Here is a 16,045-nt window from a genome sequence, read left to right as displayed (position 1 = left end):
CAGTCCGGTCAACTGTCAGGCAGGAACGAGTCATGAATGCAACTGTCACGCAGGATAATCCAGAGAAGAAAGGTTTGAATGACCTGTTCGCTCGCCTACGCGCAAACCCCCGCATCCCTATTATCGTTGCGGCGGCCGCGGTCATTGCCATCGTTATTGCGATGGTATTGTGGGCCAAGCAGCCAGATTATCGCGTCCTTTATAGTAACCTCAGTAATGAGGATGGCGGGACTATCGTCACGCAACTGACCCAGATGAACGTACCGTATAAGTTCGACGATCAGGGTGGTGCGCTGTTGGTTCCTGCCACACAGGTGCATGAGCTGCGCCTGCGCCTCGCTTCACAGGGGTTGCCGAAAGGTGGCGCAGTGGGATTCGAGCTGCTGGATAAAGAGAAATTCGGTATCAGCCAGTTCAGCGAGCAGGTGAACTACCAGCGTGCGCTGGAAGGTGAGCTGGCACGTACCATCGAAACACTCGGCCCGGTTAAGGGTGCACGGGTGCATTTGGCGATGCCAAAACCCACGCTGTTCGTGCGCGAGCAGAAATCACCGTCCGCGTCTGTGACCCTGGCATTGCAGCCGGGTCGTGCGCTGGATGAAGGCCAGATCAACGCCGTTGTTCATATGGTATCCAGCAGCGTCGCCGGTATGCCACCGGGCAATGTGACCGTCGTTGACCAGGCGGGCCGTCTGCTGACTCAGAACGATCCAACCGGGCGTGGCCTCAATGACACCCAGTTAAAATATGCCAGCGATGTTGAAGCGCGTTTCCAGCAGCGTATCGAAGCCATCCTGGGTCCTATCGTTGGCAACGGCAATGTCCATGCGCAGGTCACCGCGCAGATCGACTTTAATACCCGTGAGCAGACCGACGAGCAGTACAAACCGAACAGCAATCCTGACCAGCAAGCGATTCGCTCACGCCAGACCAGCAACAGCGAACAACTTGGTGGCCAGTATCCTGGCGGCGTTCCGGGTGCCCTGTCGAACCAACCGGCACCGGCCAACGCAGGCCCGATTACCACTCCCGCTAACGGTGCCGCCGGTGCCAATGGTGCAGCGGGTGCTAACGGTGCGGCGGGTGCAGCTGGCGCTAACGGTGCAGCCGGTGCTAACGCGAATAATGCGGCAGCCAATGCAGCCACCAGCAGCGCTCAGAAAATCGTTCCGTCAAATACGCGTAACGACGACACGACTAACTATGAAGTGAACCGCACCATCCTGCATACCAAGATGAATGTCGGTGAAGTTCAGCGCCTGTCAGTTGCGGTGGTGGTGAACTACCGTACCGATGCCGCCGGTAAGCCCATTGCACTGAATGATGCACAGCTTAAGCAGATCGAAAACCTGACCCGTGAAGCGATGGGCTTCTCCGAGCAGCGTGGCGACAGCCTGAACGTGGTTAACTCTCCGTTCACGGAAAACAGTGACCTTGGTGCTGAACTGCCATTCTGGAAACAGCCTGCATTTATCGAGCAGATGCTGGAAGCCGGACGCTGGTTACTGGTGCTGATTGTGGCTTACATCCTCTACCGCAAACTGGTTCGCCCACAGCTGCGTCGTAAAGCAGAGCAGGAGAAAGCCGCGCTGGAAGCTGCTGCCATTACTGCTGCACGTCAGGCCGAAGATGAAGAGTCCGGAATCTCCGTCAAGCTGTCGAAAGATGAACTTGACCAGGAACGTAAATCTCAGCACCGCATGAGTGCAGAGGTGATGAGCCAGCGTATTCGTGAGATGTCAGAAAATGACCCACGCGTGGTGGCTCTGGTTATTCGCCAGTGGATGAAGGAAGAACTATGAGTCTCACCGGTACTGAGAAAAGCGCCATCCTGATGATGACGATTGGCGAAGACCGCGCCGCAGAGGTGTTCAAACACCTCGATACCCGTGAAGTGCAGCACCTCAGCACCGCGATTGCCAACATGCGTCAGGTATCACATAAACAGCTGACCGATGTGTTGCGCGAGTTTGAGATTGATGCAGAGCAGTTTGCAGCGCTGAGCCTCAACTCCAACGACTACCTGCGTTCCGTGCTGATCAAAGCGCTGGGCGAAGAGAAAGCCTCCACCCTGCTGGAAGATATTCTCGAAACACGCGATACCACCTCCGGGATGGACACGCTCAACTTTATGGAACCACAGGCGGCTGCCGACCTGATCCGCGACGAACATCCGCAGATCATTGCCACCATCCTGGTGCACCTGAAGCGTGGCCAGGCGGCCGACATTCTGGCGCAGTTCGACGAACGTCTGCGTCACGATGTGATGCTGCGTATTGCCACCTTCGGCGGCGTACAGCCAGCCGCGCTGGCAGAACTGACCGAAGTGCTCAATGGCCTGTTGGATGGTCAGAACCTCAAGCGTGCGAAGATGGGAGGGGTTCGTACCGCGGCAGAGATTATCAACCTGATGAAAACTCAGCAGGAAGAAGCGGTTATCGAAGCGGTTCGCGAGTTCGACGGCGAGCTGGCACAGAAAATCATCGACGAAATGTTCCTGTTCGAAAACCTCGTCGAAGTGGACGATCGCAGTATCCAGCGCCTGTTGCAGGAAGTGGAATCCGAATCGCTGCTGGTGGCTCTGAAAGGTTCCGAGCAGCCATTGCGCGAGAAATTCCTGCGCAACATGTCGCAGCGTGCTGCCGACATCCTGCGCGACGACCTCGCCAACCGCGGTCCGATGCGTATGTCTGCGGTGGAAACCGAACAGAAAGCGATTCTGTTGATTGTCCGTCGTCTGGCCGAAACCGGCGAGATGGTGATTGGTGGTGGCGAGGAAACCTATGTCTGATAACGCGTCCCTGCCCTGGCAACGCTGGCAGCCAAACGATCTGGCGCGCCCCGATCGTCCACTGCTCGAAGAGCTGGTCTTACCCGAAGTCACAACCGATGACCCGATCGAGCAGCAGCAGTTTCAGTTAGAACAGTTGCAGGCTCAGGTCCGCAACGAAGCCCAGGGTCTGGGTTACGCCGAAGGGCAGCAGCGCGGCTTTTCTGAAGGTCAGAAAGCGGGCTATGACGCCGGTTTTCAACAGGGTCTGGCAGAAGCACAGCAGCAGCAGGCGCCGTTACAGGCGCGTATGCAGCAGTTGGTTTCCGAGTTTCACCATACACTGGAAGCGCTGGACAGCGTGATTGCCTCACGTCTGATGCAGCTGGCACTGGAAGCGGCCCGTCAGGTGATTGGCCAGGCGCCTCACGTCGACGGCACCGCCCTGCTGCGTCAGATTCAGGGCATGTTGCAACAGGAACCGATGTTCAGCGGCAAACCTACGCTGCGCGTCCATCCCGACGATTTGCCCCGCGTGGAAACCACGCTGGGCGCGACGCTCAGCCTGCACGGCTGGCGTCTGCTGGGTGACAGCACCATCCATCCCGGCGGCTGTAAGGTCAGCGCGGAAGATGGCGATCTGGATGCCAGCATTGCCACCCGCTGGCACGAACTCTGCCGCCTGGCCGCACCGGGAGAATTATAATGACCACTCGCCTGTCGCGCTGGCTTGGCGCACTCGACAACTTCGAAGAACGTCTGGCCCAAGTGCCGGACGTCCGTCGTTATGGTCGTTTGATCCGCGCTACCGGTCTGGTACTGGAAGCAACCGGGCTGCAACTGCCGCTGGGTGCCACCTGCGTGATTGAACGTCATGACAACCAGGGCATCAGCGAAGTAGAAAGTGAAGTAGTGGGTTTTAACGGTCAGAAGCTGCTGCTGATGCCGCTGGAAGATGTCGAGGGTGTTCTGCCCGGCGCACGCGTTTACGCGCGTATTGCAGGCGACAAACAGAATAGTGGTAAACAGATGATGCTGGGTCCGGAACTGCTGGGACGCGTGCTGGACGGCAGTGGCCGCCCGCTGGACGGGCTGCCTGCACCAGAAACCGGCTATCGCGCACCGCTGAATACCCCACCTTTTAACCCGTTGCAGCGTACGCCGATTACCGATGTGCTGGATACCGGTGTGCGTGCGATTAACGCCCTGCTCACCGTCGGACGCGGCCAGCGTATGGGCCTGTTTGCCGGTTCCGGCGTGGGTAAAAGTGTGTTGCTGGGCATGATGGCCCGTTACACCAAAGCCGACGTGATTGTCGTGGGCCTGATTGGTGAGCGTGGCCGTGAAGTGAAAGACTTTATCGAGAATATCCTCGGCACCGAAGGACGTGCGCGTTCGGTGGTGATTGCCGCCCCGGCCGATGTCTCTCCCCTCCTGCGTATGCAGGGAGCTTCGTACGCCACGCGTATTGCCGAAGATTTTCGTGACCGTGGCCAGCACGTGCTGTTGATCATGGATTCCCTGACGCGTTATGCCATGGCACAGCGTGAAATTGCCCTGGCCATCGGTGAACCTCCTGCGACCAAAGGCTATCCGCCTTCCGTGTTCGCCAAACTGCCTGCACTGGTAGAACGTGCCGGTAATGGCATCGACGGCGGTGGTTCTATTACCGCTTTCTATACCGTTCTGACCGAAGGGGATGACCAGCAGGATCCGATCGCTGACTCAGCGCGCGCTATCCTTGATGGCCATATCGTTCTGTCACGTCGTCTGGCGGAATCCGGTCACTATCCGGCCATTGATATTGAGGCCTCGATCAGCCGCGTGATGGCACACCTGATCGATGAGACCCATTACGCCCGCGTGCGTCAGTTTAAACAGCTACTGTCGAGCTATCAGCGCAACCGTGATTTGGTCAGCGTGGGTGCCTATGCAGCGGGAACCGACCCAACACTGGATAAAGCGATCAAACTCTACCCTGAACTGGAAGCTTTCCTGCAACAGGGCATGTTTGAGCGCAGCACATTCGACGATGCCAGCCTGCATTTGCAGGCGATTTTTGGTTAAGTTTCATCTGAAGTCGCATCATGCCCTGCTGCGTGATGCCGCCTGACTGGAGGGCTTTATGACAAAGACAGTCTCAGCCATTGATACGCTGCGCGACCTGGCGCACAAAGATGTGGAAAAAGCCGCCATTCAGTTAGGTGACGTGCGTCGTGCACAAAAACAGGCCGATGAGCAGCTCAACATGCTGCTCAATTATCAGGACGAATACCGCAAGAACCTTAACAACACCATGAGCGAAGGGATAGCCAGTACCCGTTGGTACAACTATCACCAGTTTATTCAGACGCTGGAAAACGCGATTGAGCAACATCGTCAGCAACTGCTGCACTGGAATACGCGCGTGGAAAATGCATTGCGCCTGTGGCGCGACAAACAACAACGGCTGCACGCCTACGAGACTCTTCAGTCACGCGCGCTGGCTACCGCCCTGTTACAAGAAAACCGTCTCGATCAGAAACGGATGGATGAATTTGCCCAACGGGCATCATTGAGGAAAGGCGAATGATTACCTTACCAACTGCGGTCACGACGACGGCAACCAGCGGCAGCGCGAAAGTCAGCAGCACCAGCGACAGTACTCTCGACAGCACCGGCAGTGAATTAACAGCGGATGGGGAGGCCTCGCAGCAGGGATTCCTGACGCTGTTGGGCAACCGTCTGCTCTCCCTGGCTCAACAGGGTGGCACGGGCGTGGCCGTCGATGGCGCCGAGGTCGCAGCCAGTGATGACGGTAAAGAGACTAAGAAGCCGGGCATCAGCGATCTGCTGGCAGCCCTGGATAAGCCTGATACGCTGACGGCCCTCTTGCAGCCGCAGCAGGCCAAAATCGATAGCAAAGACGATGTGGCGACGGATGAGAAAGAGGCACCTGCGGTGACACTCAGCGACGGTGATCTTCAGGCATTGCAGGCGCTTTATGCCATGCTGCCGAACAATGCCGCCGTTCCGGTGACCAGTGCTACGGCAAAAAGTAGCGATCTGCTCACCGCTGGGCTGAATAAAAGCGATAAACAATCGACGCTGAATGCGCTGAGTGCGGCTCTGGGTAAAGTGACAACGGAAGAAGGTGATGCCACTGGCGCTGACGCTAAAAACAGCAATAACGCCCTTTTGGTTCCCGTTAGTGCAAAATCTTCTGACGGCACGGGCACTGGTAAAGCGTCCGTAAATCCAGGCGCGGTGACTCTCGACCCAGCTTTTCAGCAGGTTATGAGCAACGTCAGCAAAGATATCGATAAAGAAAATTCAAGTTCTGCCCCTACCGCGACGATAACCAATAATGTGATCAGTACCGCGTCTTCATTACTTACCCCGACGTCAACCTCGATGGTAAGTGCACCGGCAACTCCTCTGCTGAATTCTCAGTTGGGAAGCCCGGAATGGCAGCAGGCACTGGGACAACAGATCCTGATGTTCAGCCGCAACGGGCAACAGACCGCCGAGTTGCATCTGCATCCGCAGGACCTGGGCAGTATCCAGATCAGCCTGAAACTGGATAATGACCAGGCCCAGCTGAGTATGGTGTCGAATCAGAGCCAGGTCAGGGCCGCACTGGAGGCAGCAATGCCTCAACTGCGTGCCTCACTGGCGGAAAGCGGCATCAACCTGGGTCAAAGTAATGTCAGTAGCGATGCGTTCCAGCAGGGTCAGTCTTTTACTGGTCAGCAGGAGCAGCAGCGCAATAACAACGGAAGCCCGTTTAGTCTTGCTACAGAAAATGACAGTGATGTGACGCCAATTGCCGTTCCTGCCGCCCTGCAGGCGCGCGCAGCCGGCTCCAATGCTGTTGATATTTTCGCCTGACGGCAACAAACGCGTAAGCTGATGGCAAAACTCGCGTCTTTTCTGCCTATTGTTTGGCGCAAGACGCGGGATAATTTGTCATAACGCCGTGGGACAGTGGATTACGTGGCACCGCCCCCGAAAATAATCACAGGAAGTTACAGCTAATATGACTGATAACGCTAAAGCCAAAAGCGGCAAACGTAAGCTCCTGATACCGGTGTTACTCATTGTGACTCTGGTCGCTTGCAGCGTGGCGGGCTATACAGTCTGGCGCATGATTAAAACTCCGGCAGATGCCGCTGCGGCAACAAAGCCGGAGCCGCCACCTGCGCCGGTGTTTTTTGCTCTGGATACTTTTACGGTTAATTTGATCAATCCAGATAACGACCCGGATCGTGTGCTTTACGTGGGCTTTACGCTGCGTTTGCCAGACGAAGAATCGCGTCGTCGTATGAATGATTATCTGCCGGAAGTCCGTAGTCGTCTGCTGCTGTTGCTTTCACGTCAAAGTGCCTCGGCGTTAGCGAATGAACAAGGCAAGCAGGCATTAGTAGCACAGATAAAACAGGTACTGGCACCTCCGCTGGTGCAGGGACAACCACAGCAGGTCGTGACAGATGTCCTCTTCACGGCCTTCATTCTGCGGTGATGGATATTTATGGGCGATAGCATTCTTTCTCAGGCAGAAATTGACGCACTACTCAATGGCGACAGCGATAGTGCGACAGAAGATAAGGTCAGTAGCGGTGGCGAGAGCGACATTCGCCCCTATGATCCCAATACCCAGCGCCGCGTGGTTCGTGAGCGTCTGCAGGCACTGGAGATCATTAACGAACGTTTTGCGCGTTCTTATCGTATGGCGCTGTTTAATCTGTTGCGCCGCAGTCCGGATATTTCGGTCGGCGCGATCAAGATTCAGCCATACCATGAGTTTGCCCGCAATTTGCCGGTGCCAACTAACCTTAACCTTATCCACCTCAAGCCGCTGCGTGGCACGGCGCTGGTGGTTTTCTCGCCGAGTCTGGTGTTTATCGCCGTAGATAACCTGTTTGGGGGTGATGGCCGTTTCCCGACGAAAGTCGAGGGACGTGAATTCACCCACACTGAGCAACGCGTCATCCGTCGTATGCTGAAGCTGGCGCTCGACTGTTACAGTGAGGCCTGGAAGCCGATCTATCCACTGGATGTCGAATACGTTCGTTCAGAGATGCAGGTGAAATTCACCAATATTACCACCTCACCTAACGATATCGTGGTCACCACGCCGTTCCAGGTTGAGATTGGTAACCTGACTGGTGAGTTCAATATCTGTATTCCATTCAGCATGATTGAACCGCTGCGTGAAACGCTGGTGAACCCACCGTTAGAAAACTCTCGCAGCGAAGATGAAAACTGGCGTGACACGCTGGTGAAACAGGTTCAGCACTCTGAGCTGGAGCTGGTGGCGAATTTTGCCGAAGTATCGATGAGAATTTCACGTCTGCTGGCCTTGAAGCCTGGCGACGTATTACCGATTGAAAAACCGGACCGCATTATCGCCCATGTGGATGGCGTTCCGGTGTTGACCAGCCAGTACGGAACGCTGAATAAGCAGTACGCTCTGCGCGTGGAACACCTGATCAACCCGATTTTGAATTCGCTGAATGAGGAACAGCCCGATGAGTGATACGAATAAGCCGTCCGATGACGACATCTCTGCGGACGACCTGTGGGCTGACGCAATGAATGAACAGGTAAAATCCTCTCCCACCGACAGCGTGTTTAAATCGCTGGATGTGGGCGATGTGTCCGGTTCGCTGCAAGATATCGATATGATTATGGATATCCCGGTCAAACTGACTGTTGAACTGGGCCGCACCAAAATGACGATCAAAGAGCTGCTGCGTCTGTCGCAAGGTTCGGTTGTCGCACTGGATGGATTAGCGGGTGAGCCACTGGATATCCTGATTAACGGTTATCTGATTGCTCAGGGTGAAGTGGTCGTGGTGGCCGATAAGTATGGCGTGCGCATCACCGACATCATTACCCCGTCTGAACGTATGCGTCGTCTGAGTCGCTAAATGAATACCACGCAGCAGCAGCCGGTCATCCCACAACCGGCCATTTCAACCGGCTCAATGCTCACTCAGGTGAGTGGCGTGCTGGCGGCGATTATTATTATTATTCTCGCCTGTGCCTGGGTGGCAAAACGATTCGGTTTTGCTTCACGGCGCAGCGGCAGTCAGACACTGAATATCAGTGCAAGCTGCTCGCTGGGTCAACGTGAACGTGTGGTGATTGTCGACGTTGATGATGCGCGTCTGGTGCTGGGAGTCACTGCCCAGCAAATTACCCATCTGCACACGCTGCCTGCCAAACCTCAGCAAGAGACACCCGACGCTGCGGAGCCAAAGCCCGATTTCCGTCTGGTTCTCCAGTCATTAATGAAAAGCGCCGGGAAGAAAAAATGAAACGCACCCTTCCACTGCTGCTGCTCGGCCTGCTGATGCTGGCACCTGATGTTTATGCCCAGTTACCGGGCCTGATCAGCAAACCGATGGCCAATGGCGGCCAGAGTTGGTCACTGCCCGTTCAGACACTGGTGTTTATTACCTCGCTGACCTTCCTGCCAGCCATCTTACTGATGATGACCAGCTTTACGCGCATCATTATCGTTTTTGGCCTGCTGCGAAGTGCACTCGGTACACCGTCTGCACCACCGAACCAGGTTTTACTGGGTTTGGCGCTGTTTCTGACCTTCTTTATTATGGGCCCGGTGTTCGACAAAATTTACACCGATGCCTATCAGCCGTTCAGTGAAGACAAAATCAGCATGCAGGAAGCCATTGAGAAAGGTTCCCAGCCGCTGCGTGAGTTTATGCTGCGTCAGACGCGTGAAGGTGACCTGGCACTGTTTGCCCGTTTAGCCAACACACCGCCAATCGCCGGCCCGGAAGCCGTACCGATGCGTATTCTGCTGCCGGCTTATGTCACCAGCGAACTGAAAACGGCTTTCCAGATTGGTTTTACCGTTTTTATTCCGTTCCTGATTATCGACCTGGTGGTCGCCAGCGTATTGATGGCTCTCGGGATGATGATGGTGCCACCGGCGACCATATCGCTACCCTTTAAGCTCATGCTGTTTGTGCTGGTCGATGGCTGGCAGTTGCTGGTCGGTTCGCTGGCCCAAAGTTTCTATTCCTAACCCGGAGCCACGACAATGACACCTGAATCGGTAATGGTACTGGGGCATGATGCCATGTTGATTGCGCTGGCGCTGGCGGCTCCGCTGCTGCTGGCTGCGCTGGTCAGTGGTTTTCTTATCAGCCTGTTGCAGGCGGCAACCCAGATCAACGAACAGACGCTCTCCTTTATTCCTAAGATCCTGGCGGTTGTCACCACTATCGTGATTGCCGGCCCCTGGATGCTGAACCTGGTGCTCGACTATATGCGCACTCTGTTCAGTAACCTGCCGTATATGATCGGATAATGATTCTTTTTGACAGTAGTCAACTGTTGTTCTGGATAAGTCAGCTTTTCTGGCCACTCGCCCGTGTGCTGGCTTTAATCATGTCTGCGCCGCTGCTAAATGAAAAATCCATCAGTCGTAAAGTCAAAATCGGGCTGGGTGTGATGATTACCTGGGTACTGGTGCCTTCCTTACCCCCCACTACCGTTACCTTGTTCTCTGTCGGTGGTTTCTGGCTGCTAATCCAACAGATACTGATTGGCGTATCGATTGGTTTCACCATGCAGTTTGCGTTTGCCGCCGTGCGCACAGCGGGTGAAGTGATAGGTTTGCAGATGGGATTATCCTTTGCCACCTTCTTCGATCCGAGTAGCCGCCTGAATATGCCGGTACTGGCACGCTTTCTGGATATGCTGGCCATGCTGCTGTTTCTGTCGTTCAACGGTCATCTGTGGCTGATTTCGATGGTTGCCGACAGTTTTCATACATTGCCCATCGGCGGGGAACCGCTCAACGGCAATGCGTTTATGGCCCTGACCAAAGCGGCAGGCCTGATTTTCCTTAATGGCATGAGATTAGCGCTACCGTTAATCACTTTGTTACTCACCTTAAACCTGGCCCTGGGTTTGTTAAACCGCGTTTCACCTCAACTCTCCGTTTTCGCTATTGGTTTCCCTGTTACCTTATCAATCGGTATGGTGTTCATTAGCCTGATGATGCCGCTGCTAGCGCCCTTCTGCGAACATTTGTTCAGTGAAGTGTTCGACTTGCTGGCAACATTGCTCAGTGAATTACCTGGTAAGTAAACTTACCTATTCTCATTTTTGTGCAAAGTTATTGTTAAGCGTTGAAAATACATCTGTGTATTTTTTGGGCCATTATTTGCAGAATATCCTTAAGGAAATTCTGATAAATGCACTAGCACGATGAAAATCATTCTTATTAAAACGCACTTAGCGTATTTTATCCCCTCAAACCGATGATTTGTTGCGAAAGAGTTAACGGTTAAAAAACACTCAAATGACTGTTTTTTATGGAAATTTTATTTTTCGCGGTTTTCCTTGTTTTAAAATACATTTTCCGGCATTGTCAATGCTCTCCGCGAGTCTACACTTTCGGAAAATGAATGCTTTTAAGAATCGTCCTATCAGAGTTTTCTGTTTTCTGCGCGATAGTGTGTCGATGCAGGCAGAAAGCTGCGTCAAATGCTGTGTTAAGTCAGATTGCTAAGCGGAACCTCTGCTTTTGCACTGACCCTGGTACTCAGACAGGTTTTCACCTCGTCAAAACTCAAACTACCTGTCAGCAAGGATGAATTAAGTACCCTCGCCGTCAATGGCAAGCTTTGCTAACGCTGGGTAAATATAACAAGACCGTGAAACAGAACTCTTGCTCTCGTACCGAACGCGCGTAATTCATCGTTGATTTAAACGGATAACAAATTGGTGAGGGTCGCTATTATGCCAACGATTATTATGGATTCATGTAACTATACACGGCTAGGTTTAACTGACTATATGGCAGTGAAAGGGGTTAAAAAGAAAAATATAACCTCAGTTAACGATATTGAGCAGTTACAAATAAAGTGCCAGCAGCTTCAACCCGGCGTTGTTTTTATTAATGAAGATTGCTTCATTCATGAATCCGATGCAAGCCAACGAATCAGAAACGTTATTATGCAGCATCCTGATACGTTGTTTTTCATTTTTATGGCCATCTCTAATATCCATTTTGAGGAATATCTCTACGTTCGTAAGAATCTGATTATTACATCAAAATCGATAAAGCCGTCGACCCTGGATTCATTACTTAGCACGTACTTTCAAAAGAAACTTAATCTGTCACCTCGCTATTCTTCGGGCTTCGACGTACATCCACTGACGCTCAGTCAGACGGAGTCAAACATGCTGAAGATGTGGATGTCAGGTCACGACACCATTCAGATTTCAGATAAAATGCAAATAAAAGCGAAAACGGTGTCATCACACAAAGGTAATATCAAACGTAAAATAAAAACGCATAACAAGCAGGTTATTTATCATGTGGTTCGTTTAACTGATAACGTTACCAGCGGTATTTATGTCAACGTAAGATAATCATCCAGGGGAGGCTGGTACTCACCGGCCCCCCGCCTCCTATCAGATAATACTCATTTTGTGAGCCTGCTCGCACTTCCAGCCCTAATCCTTTTAGCCCGTATGCCGATGTTTTGTAGACGACCGGAGTATGACTTCGTCCCTACCTGACAGAGAGCAATGGATATGAAATCACAATTACAATCTAACGAACATCAGGCTATCAGCTTCTGGCAACACCTGCGTCTGGTTCCATTGTTCGCCGCCATTCTTGGCGGAATTTTGCTACTTTTTGCCCTGTGTATCGGCCTCGCCAGCTACTTTTTGATTCAGAGTAATCAGTCACTGAATGATGTGACGGAAGAGATCCAGATACGCACCGCACTCTCAAACAGCTCTAACCACCTGCGAACCGCCCGTTTAACGGTGATCCATGCAGGGGCCTCTGCCCGTATCGGTGAAATGGACGAATTCAAGGCGAATCTGGCAACAACGGAAAAGCGCATCAAAATGGCGCGCGACAGCTTTGCTGTTTATCTGAACCGTCCGGTCAAAACCCCGGCCGGCGAAGCGCTGGATATTGACCTGGAAAAACGCTTTGAAGCCTATATCAGCCAGGGGCTGGTGCCGATGGTTAAAAGCGCCAGCGATGGCAGCTTCGAAGGTGTGATCGCTCAGGAAACGGATTACACCCGTAAGCTGGATGATGCTTATAATGAACTGCTTTTCAAAGCCATCAAATTGCGTACTGAACGCGCTGAAGGTCTTAATAACGCGGCGAAGTCTCAGACCCGCGTTGGCTTTATTATGATGGCTGGCGCGTTTGGCCTTGCGCTGTTATTAACGCTGGCGACCTTTATCTTCTTGCGCCGGGTGGTTATTACCCCATTACGCCAGGCGGTAGAACGCATTGAACATATTTCTCGTGGCGATCTGACCGCGCCACTGCAAAACTGGGGACGCAGTGAAATTGGCAGTCTGGGGAATAATCTGCAGCTGATGCAGCAGGCCTTAGTGAAAACCGTTGGCACCGTGCGTGAAGGAGCCGTGGCGATTTATCAAGGCTCCAGCGAAATATCAGCAGGTAATACCGACCTCTCCTCCCGTACCGAGCAGCAGGCCTCGGCGCTGGAACAGACCGCTGCCAGTATGGAAGAGCTGACGGCGACGGTAAAACAGAACGCTGAGAATGCCCATCACGCCAGCCAGCTCGCCTCTGATGCCTCCGGCAAAGCCCGCCAGGGCGGCGATATTGTCACTGGCGTGGTAAATACCATGAATAATATTTCCACCAGCTCGAAGAAAATTGCCGAAATCACCACCGTGATTAACAGCATCGCCTTCCAGACTAATATTTTGGCACTGAACGCCGCCGTTGAAGCTGCACGTGCCGGTGAGCAAGGTCGTGGTTTTGCCGTGGTGGCCAGCGAAGTGCGCAATCTGGCGCAGCGCAGCGCCGGGGCAGCGAAAGAGATCGAAGGGCTGATTGCTGAATCGGTGGATTTGATCGGCAAAGGTTCGGCACAGGTTGGCCACGCCGGTAATACGATGGGTGAAATTGTTGATGCCGTCCGTCGGGTGACCGATATTATGGCGGAGATTGCTGCTGCCTCTGACGAGCAGAGTAAAGGCATTCAGCAGGTGAGCATGGCGGTCACCGAGATGGACAACGTCACCCAGCAGAACGCCTCACTGGTAGAAGAAGCGTCTTCTGCGGCGGCGTCTCTGGAAGAACAAGCCGCGCGCCTGACTCAGGCGGTGTCCGCATTTAAATTGAATAGCGCCGCAGTAGCCACAGTAAAAACCAGCAGCACAGGCATTAAGCCCAAAGCATTAGCCGCCCCACGGCCTGCGCTGGCGTCCACCAGCAATGACCACTGGGAAACGTTCTGAATTGTTGATAACACGGCGAAGGGGCGACCGAAAAAAAGGGTCGCCCCCCCAACGTGTTATCTGAGTGCTTAGGGGTGCGGTTCAACGAAAATGCCGTCGTCATGACCGACTTCATTAAAGAACCAGATCCCCAGCGGGTAGTCCTCGAGTGCGACCAGAAACATCGTGCCTTCACTGAAGTCCTCAACCGCGAGAACCGTCCCTTCACGACGCGGTCCGCCATCCGTTTTCACTGTTACCCGTTCATTGACCTTCATAACCCCTCCTGCGCCATTTTTGGATGAGTTTAACCGAAAATCTCCTACTGCGCAGGCACTCACATCAATGATTAGCGACGGGCAATGATCCAGACAGCATGGACGATGCCGGGGATATAACCACATATCGTCAGCAGGATATTCAGCCAGAAGGCACCTGCAAAACCAACCTGCATAAACACACCCAGTGGGGGTAATAGAATCGCAATTACAATTCGTAAGAAGTCCATAAATTCTCCATTATCTGTTTTATCGCACGGGATGACCCGCACAAAGAGTATAGCCAGGGGGGCTTCACATCACTGTCTGCGGCGGGTAAAGCTGGGTAAAGCCTTACCCCGTCAGGATTTTTCACTTTCTTTACTCTTCACAGTGAGATTTCTCACGGCATAACCCCTTAGAATATTCTTACTGCGCCAACCCCAAAGGGCAGACGGTGATGTCCATTCAGTGGGCAGCGCCCAAGTAACAAGGATTTTTGCCCGCGCAGCGCGGGCTTTTTTTTGCCAGGAATAACGTGCATTCCTTCTGAGTGCCTGACCTGATAGCCACTGGCAAAAAAAATCCCGACCAAACCAGGCCGGGATAAAAGTGTTTCTCACAGGAAATGAAGTTCGTTACATCTGGGAATTCTTTAACGTTAGCAGACTAACCGATCCTCACGTTCGGATAAATCTTAATACACCGCCTAATGTGTACAGCCTGAGAATTTTCGTACAGCTTAAACGACGCTAAGCTGCACCCCATCTGGCTTCTTATTCCTGCCGGGATAATCACGCCCGTTATTTAACCCTGTTTTTTTTAAGATAATTCCTGGAGTGAACGGAAGCCTTGCCTCAATCTCCTCCCCACCCTTCTCAGTGCAATGGCTGAGCTATACTGACGGTTCTACTGCCGATTGACCCATCATCGGCGCAGCAATATCACTCTGAGGTAGGGCTTATGCCGACGTTGCAGGACCCACTGATGATCGTCACCGATCTCGACGGCTCGCTGCTTGACCACCACACCTACAGCTGGCAGCCTGCTGAACCCTGGCTGGCACGTTTGCAGGCGAACCACATTCCGCTGGTGATCTGCTCAAGCAAAACCGCAGCAGAAATTATTCCACTACAGCGTGCACTCGGGCTAAGCGGTGCGCCTTTTATTGCTGAAAATGGTGCCGTCGTGAGTGATGGTCTCGCCCGTACGTCCTTACCACACCTTACTGAAAGCCCAGTTGATTACCCTTCATTGTGCCTGCAGTTAGCACAGCTGAAGCAGCAGTATGGCTTTAAGTTCACCGGTTTTTCTGAGGTGAGCGAAAAAGAGGTTTCCGAATGGACGGGACTGACGCCCCATGATGCTGCTCTGGCCCGATTGCGCGAAGCCTCCGAAAGCCTTATCTGGCGTGATAGCAGTGAACAGTTCGCACTTTTCTGCCAGCAACTGGAAGTCCGGGCATTGACGTTAGTTCAGGGCGGACGCTTCTGGCATGTCATGCGTCAGGGCAGCGGAAAAGGTGCCGCACTGCGCTGGCTGCTTCAGCACACCGCGCAGGGAGATAAACCGCCCGTCACCATCGGACTGGGCGATGGCCCCAACGATGCGCCGATGCTGGATGCCGTCGATTATGCCGTCGTGATCAAAGGCTACAGTAAAAATCCCATCATCCTGCAACGGCAGGACAAACATCATATCTATCATACCGCGCATTTTGGCCCCGAAGGCTGGAGCGAAGGGCTGGCGCATTTTATCACTCAGTAAACTG

18 protein-coding genes are annotated in these 16,045 nt (G+C 53.3%); 16 read left to right on the top strand and 2 right to left on the bottom strand.

Annotated features, from left to right (window positions below; all coding sequences use genetic code 11):
- Window positions 1–32: 32 nt before the first annotated feature.
- The 15 genes from fliF to WH279_RS05150 all read left to right on the top strand — a co-directional run bounded on the left by fliF (window position 33) and on the right by WH279_RS05150 (window position 14,038).
- On the top strand, window positions 33–1,802 hold the full coding sequence (gene fliF, locus WH279_RS05220; protein ID WP_339455201.1) for a flagellar basal-body MS-ring/collar protein FliF: 1,770 nt from the start codon (window positions 33–35) through the stop codon (window positions 1,800–1,802).
- Entirely contained in the window at window positions 1,799–2,791 is a 993-nt protein-coding gene (gene fliG / locus WH279_RS05215) for a flagellar motor switch protein FliG (RefSeq protein ID WP_200640386.1), read from the top strand. The genes fliF and fliG overlap by 4 nt, the downstream gene beginning before the upstream one ends.
- Entirely contained in the window at window positions 2,784–3,476 is a 693-nt protein-coding gene (gene fliH / locus WH279_RS05210) for a flagellar assembly protein FliH (RefSeq protein ID WP_133842900.1), read from the top strand. The genes fliG and fliH overlap by 8 nt, the downstream gene beginning before the upstream one ends.
- Window positions 3,476–4,837, top strand: a complete 1,362-nt coding sequence (gene fliI, locus WH279_RS05205; RefSeq protein WP_339455200.1) for a flagellar protein export ATPase FliI — start codon at window positions 3,476–3,478, stop codon at window positions 4,835–4,837. The genes fliH and fliI overlap by 1 nt, the downstream gene beginning before the upstream one ends.
- Before the next feature lie 58 nt (window positions 4,838–4,895).
- Window positions 4,896–5,342: a flagellar export protein FliJ gene (gene fliJ, locus WH279_RS05200; RefSeq protein ID WP_133842896.1), complete on the top strand. Its 447-nt coding sequence runs from the start codon at window positions 4,896–4,898 to the stop codon at window positions 5,340–5,342.
- Entirely contained in the window at window positions 5,339–6,640 is a 1,302-nt protein-coding gene (locus WH279_RS05195) for a flagellar hook-length control protein FliK (RefSeq protein ID WP_339455199.1), read from the top strand. Before fliJ ends, WH279_RS05195 begins: the two co-directional genes overlap by 4 nt.
- Before the next feature lie 148 nt (window positions 6,641–6,788).
- Complete coding sequence (gene fliL, locus WH279_RS05190) at window positions 6,789–7,271, top strand: flagellar basal body-associated protein FliL (protein WP_339455198.1); 483 nt, start codon at window positions 6,789–6,791, stop codon at window positions 7,269–7,271.
- Between the two features lie 9 nt (window positions 7,272–7,280).
- Complete coding sequence (fliM, locus tag WH279_RS05185; protein ID WP_133842890.1) at window positions 7,281–8,288, top strand: flagellar motor switch protein FliM; 1,008 nt, start codon at window positions 7,281–7,283, stop codon at window positions 8,286–8,288.
- Window positions 8,281–8,682, top strand: coding sequence for a flagellar motor switch protein FliN (gene fliN / locus WH279_RS05180; protein WP_200640394.1), 402 nt, complete (start codon window positions 8,281–8,283; stop codon window positions 8,680–8,682). Before fliM ends, fliN begins: the two co-directional genes overlap by 8 nt.
- Window positions 8,683–9,072, top strand: a complete 390-nt coding sequence (gene fliO, locus WH279_RS05175) for a flagellar biosynthetic protein FliO (RefSeq protein WP_339455197.1) — start codon at window positions 8,683–8,685, stop codon at window positions 9,070–9,072.
- On the top strand, window positions 9,069–9,806 hold the full coding sequence (gene fliP, locus WH279_RS05170; protein WP_133842884.1) for a flagellar type III secretion system pore protein FliP: 738 nt from the start codon (window positions 9,069–9,071) through the stop codon (window positions 9,804–9,806). The genes fliO and fliP overlap by 4 nt, the downstream gene beginning before the upstream one ends.
- A 15-nt stretch (window positions 9,807–9,821) precedes the next feature.
- Window positions 9,822–10,091: a flagellar biosynthesis protein FliQ gene (fliQ, locus tag WH279_RS05165; RefSeq protein WP_133842882.1), complete on the top strand. Its 270-nt coding sequence runs from the start codon at window positions 9,822–9,824 to the stop codon at window positions 10,089–10,091.
- Window positions 10,091–10,876, top strand: a complete 786-nt coding sequence (gene fliR / locus WH279_RS05160) for a flagellar biosynthetic protein FliR (protein WP_133842880.1) — start codon at window positions 10,091–10,093, stop codon at window positions 10,874–10,876. Before fliQ ends, fliR begins: the two co-directional genes overlap by 1 nt.
- Before the next feature lie 654 nt (window positions 10,877–11,530).
- Window positions 11,531–12,166, top strand: a complete 636-nt coding sequence (gene rcsA / locus WH279_RS05155; protein WP_133842878.1) for a transcriptional regulator RcsA — start codon at window positions 11,531–11,533, stop codon at window positions 12,164–12,166.
- Window positions 12,167–12,325: 159 nt separating this feature from the next.
- Complete coding sequence (locus WH279_RS05150) at window positions 12,326–14,038, top strand: methyl-accepting chemotaxis protein (RefSeq protein WP_339455196.1); 1,713 nt, start codon at window positions 12,326–12,328, stop codon at window positions 14,036–14,038.
- 68 nt (window positions 14,039–14,106) lie between these two features.
- Here the strand turns inward: WH279_RS05150 and dsrB are convergent, their stop codons facing one another.
- On the bottom strand, window positions 14,107–14,295 hold the full coding sequence (gene dsrB, locus WH279_RS05145; RefSeq protein WP_339455195.1) for a protein DsrB: 189 nt from the start codon (window positions 14,293–14,295) through the stop codon (window positions 14,107–14,109).
- Between the two features lie 71 nt (window positions 14,296–14,366).
- Window positions 14,367–14,525: a YqaE/Pmp3 family membrane protein gene (locus WH279_RS05140; RefSeq protein ID WP_200640399.1), complete on the bottom strand. Its 159-nt coding sequence runs from the start codon at window positions 14,523–14,525 to the stop codon at window positions 14,367–14,369.
- 712 nt (window positions 14,526–15,237) lie between these two features.
- On the opposite strand from WH279_RS05140, the gene WH279_RS05135 reads away from it, so the two are divergent.
- The gene (locus WH279_RS05135; protein ID WP_339455194.1) at window positions 15,238–16,041 is read left to right on the top strand and encodes a mannosyl-3-phosphoglycerate phosphatase-related protein; all 804 of its coding nucleotides are present in this window, start codon (window positions 15,238–15,240) and stop codon (window positions 16,039–16,041) included.
- Window positions 16,042–16,045: the final 4 nt, after the last annotated feature.

This window comes from Erwinia sp. MYb375, assembly GCF_037479175.1.
Classification (GTDB): Bacteria; Pseudomonadota; Gammaproteobacteria; order Enterobacterales; family Enterobacteriaceae; genus Erwinia; species Erwinia rhapontici.
The sequence above is the reverse complement of the archived record's forward strand: the minus strand, read 5'-3'. Positions and strand labels throughout refer to the sequence as shown.

Excerpts from the sequence above, each read along its gene's own strand:
- fliF (WP_339455201.1), top strand. The coding sequence starts at position 33 with ATGAATGCAACTGTCACGCAGGATAATCCAGAGAAGAAAGGTTTGAAT.
- fliG (WP_200640386.1), top strand. The coding sequence starts at position 1,799 with ATGAGTCTCACCGGTACTGAGAAAAGCGCCATCCTGATGATGACGATT.
- fliH (WP_133842900.1), top strand. The coding sequence starts at position 2,784 with ATGTCTGATAACGCGTCCCTGCCCTGGCAACGCTGGCAGCCAAACGAT.
- fliI (WP_339455200.1), top strand. The coding sequence starts at position 3,476 with ATGACCACTCGCCTGTCGCGCTGGCTTGGCGCACTCGACAACTTCGAA.
- fliJ (WP_133842896.1), top strand. The coding sequence starts at position 4,896 with ATGACAAAGACAGTCTCAGCCATTGATACGCTGCGCGACCTGGCGCAC.
- WH279_RS05195 (WP_339455199.1), top strand. The coding sequence starts at position 5,339 with ATGATTACCTTACCAACTGCGGTCACGACGACGGCAACCAGCGGCAGC.
- fliL (WP_339455198.1), top strand. The coding sequence starts at position 6,789 with ATGACTGATAACGCTAAAGCCAAAAGCGGCAAACGTAAGCTCCTGATA.
- fliM (WP_133842890.1), top strand. The coding sequence starts at position 7,281 with ATGGGCGATAGCATTCTTTCTCAGGCAGAAATTGACGCACTACTCAAT.
- fliN (WP_200640394.1), top strand. The coding sequence starts at position 8,281 with ATGAGTGATACGAATAAGCCGTCCGATGACGACATCTCTGCGGACGAC.
- fliO (WP_339455197.1), top strand. The coding sequence starts at position 8,683 with ATGAATACCACGCAGCAGCAGCCGGTCATCCCACAACCGGCCATTTCA.
- fliP (WP_133842884.1), top strand. The coding sequence starts at position 9,069 with ATGAAACGCACCCTTCCACTGCTGCTGCTCGGCCTGCTGATGCTGGCA.
- fliQ (WP_133842882.1), top strand. The coding sequence starts at position 9,822 with ATGACACCTGAATCGGTAATGGTACTGGGGCATGATGCCATGTTGATT.
- fliR (WP_133842880.1), top strand. The coding sequence starts at position 10,091 with ATGATTCTTTTTGACAGTAGTCAACTGTTGTTCTGGATAAGTCAGCTT.
- rcsA (WP_133842878.1), top strand. The coding sequence starts at position 11,531 with ATGCCAACGATTATTATGGATTCATGTAACTATACACGGCTAGGTTTA.
- WH279_RS05150 (WP_339455196.1), top strand. The coding sequence starts at position 12,326 with ATGGATATGAAATCACAATTACAATCTAACGAACATCAGGCTATCAGC.
- dsrB (WP_339455195.1), bottom strand. The coding sequence starts at position 14,295 with ATGAAGGTCAATGAACGGGTAACAGTGAAAACGGATGGCGGACCGCGT.
- WH279_RS05140 (WP_200640399.1), bottom strand. The coding sequence starts at position 14,525 with ATGGACTTCTTACGAATTGTAATTGCGATTCTATTACCCCCACTGGGT.
- WH279_RS05135 (WP_339455194.1), top strand. The coding sequence starts at position 15,238 with ATGCCGACGTTGCAGGACCCACTGATGATCGTCACCGATCTCGACGGC.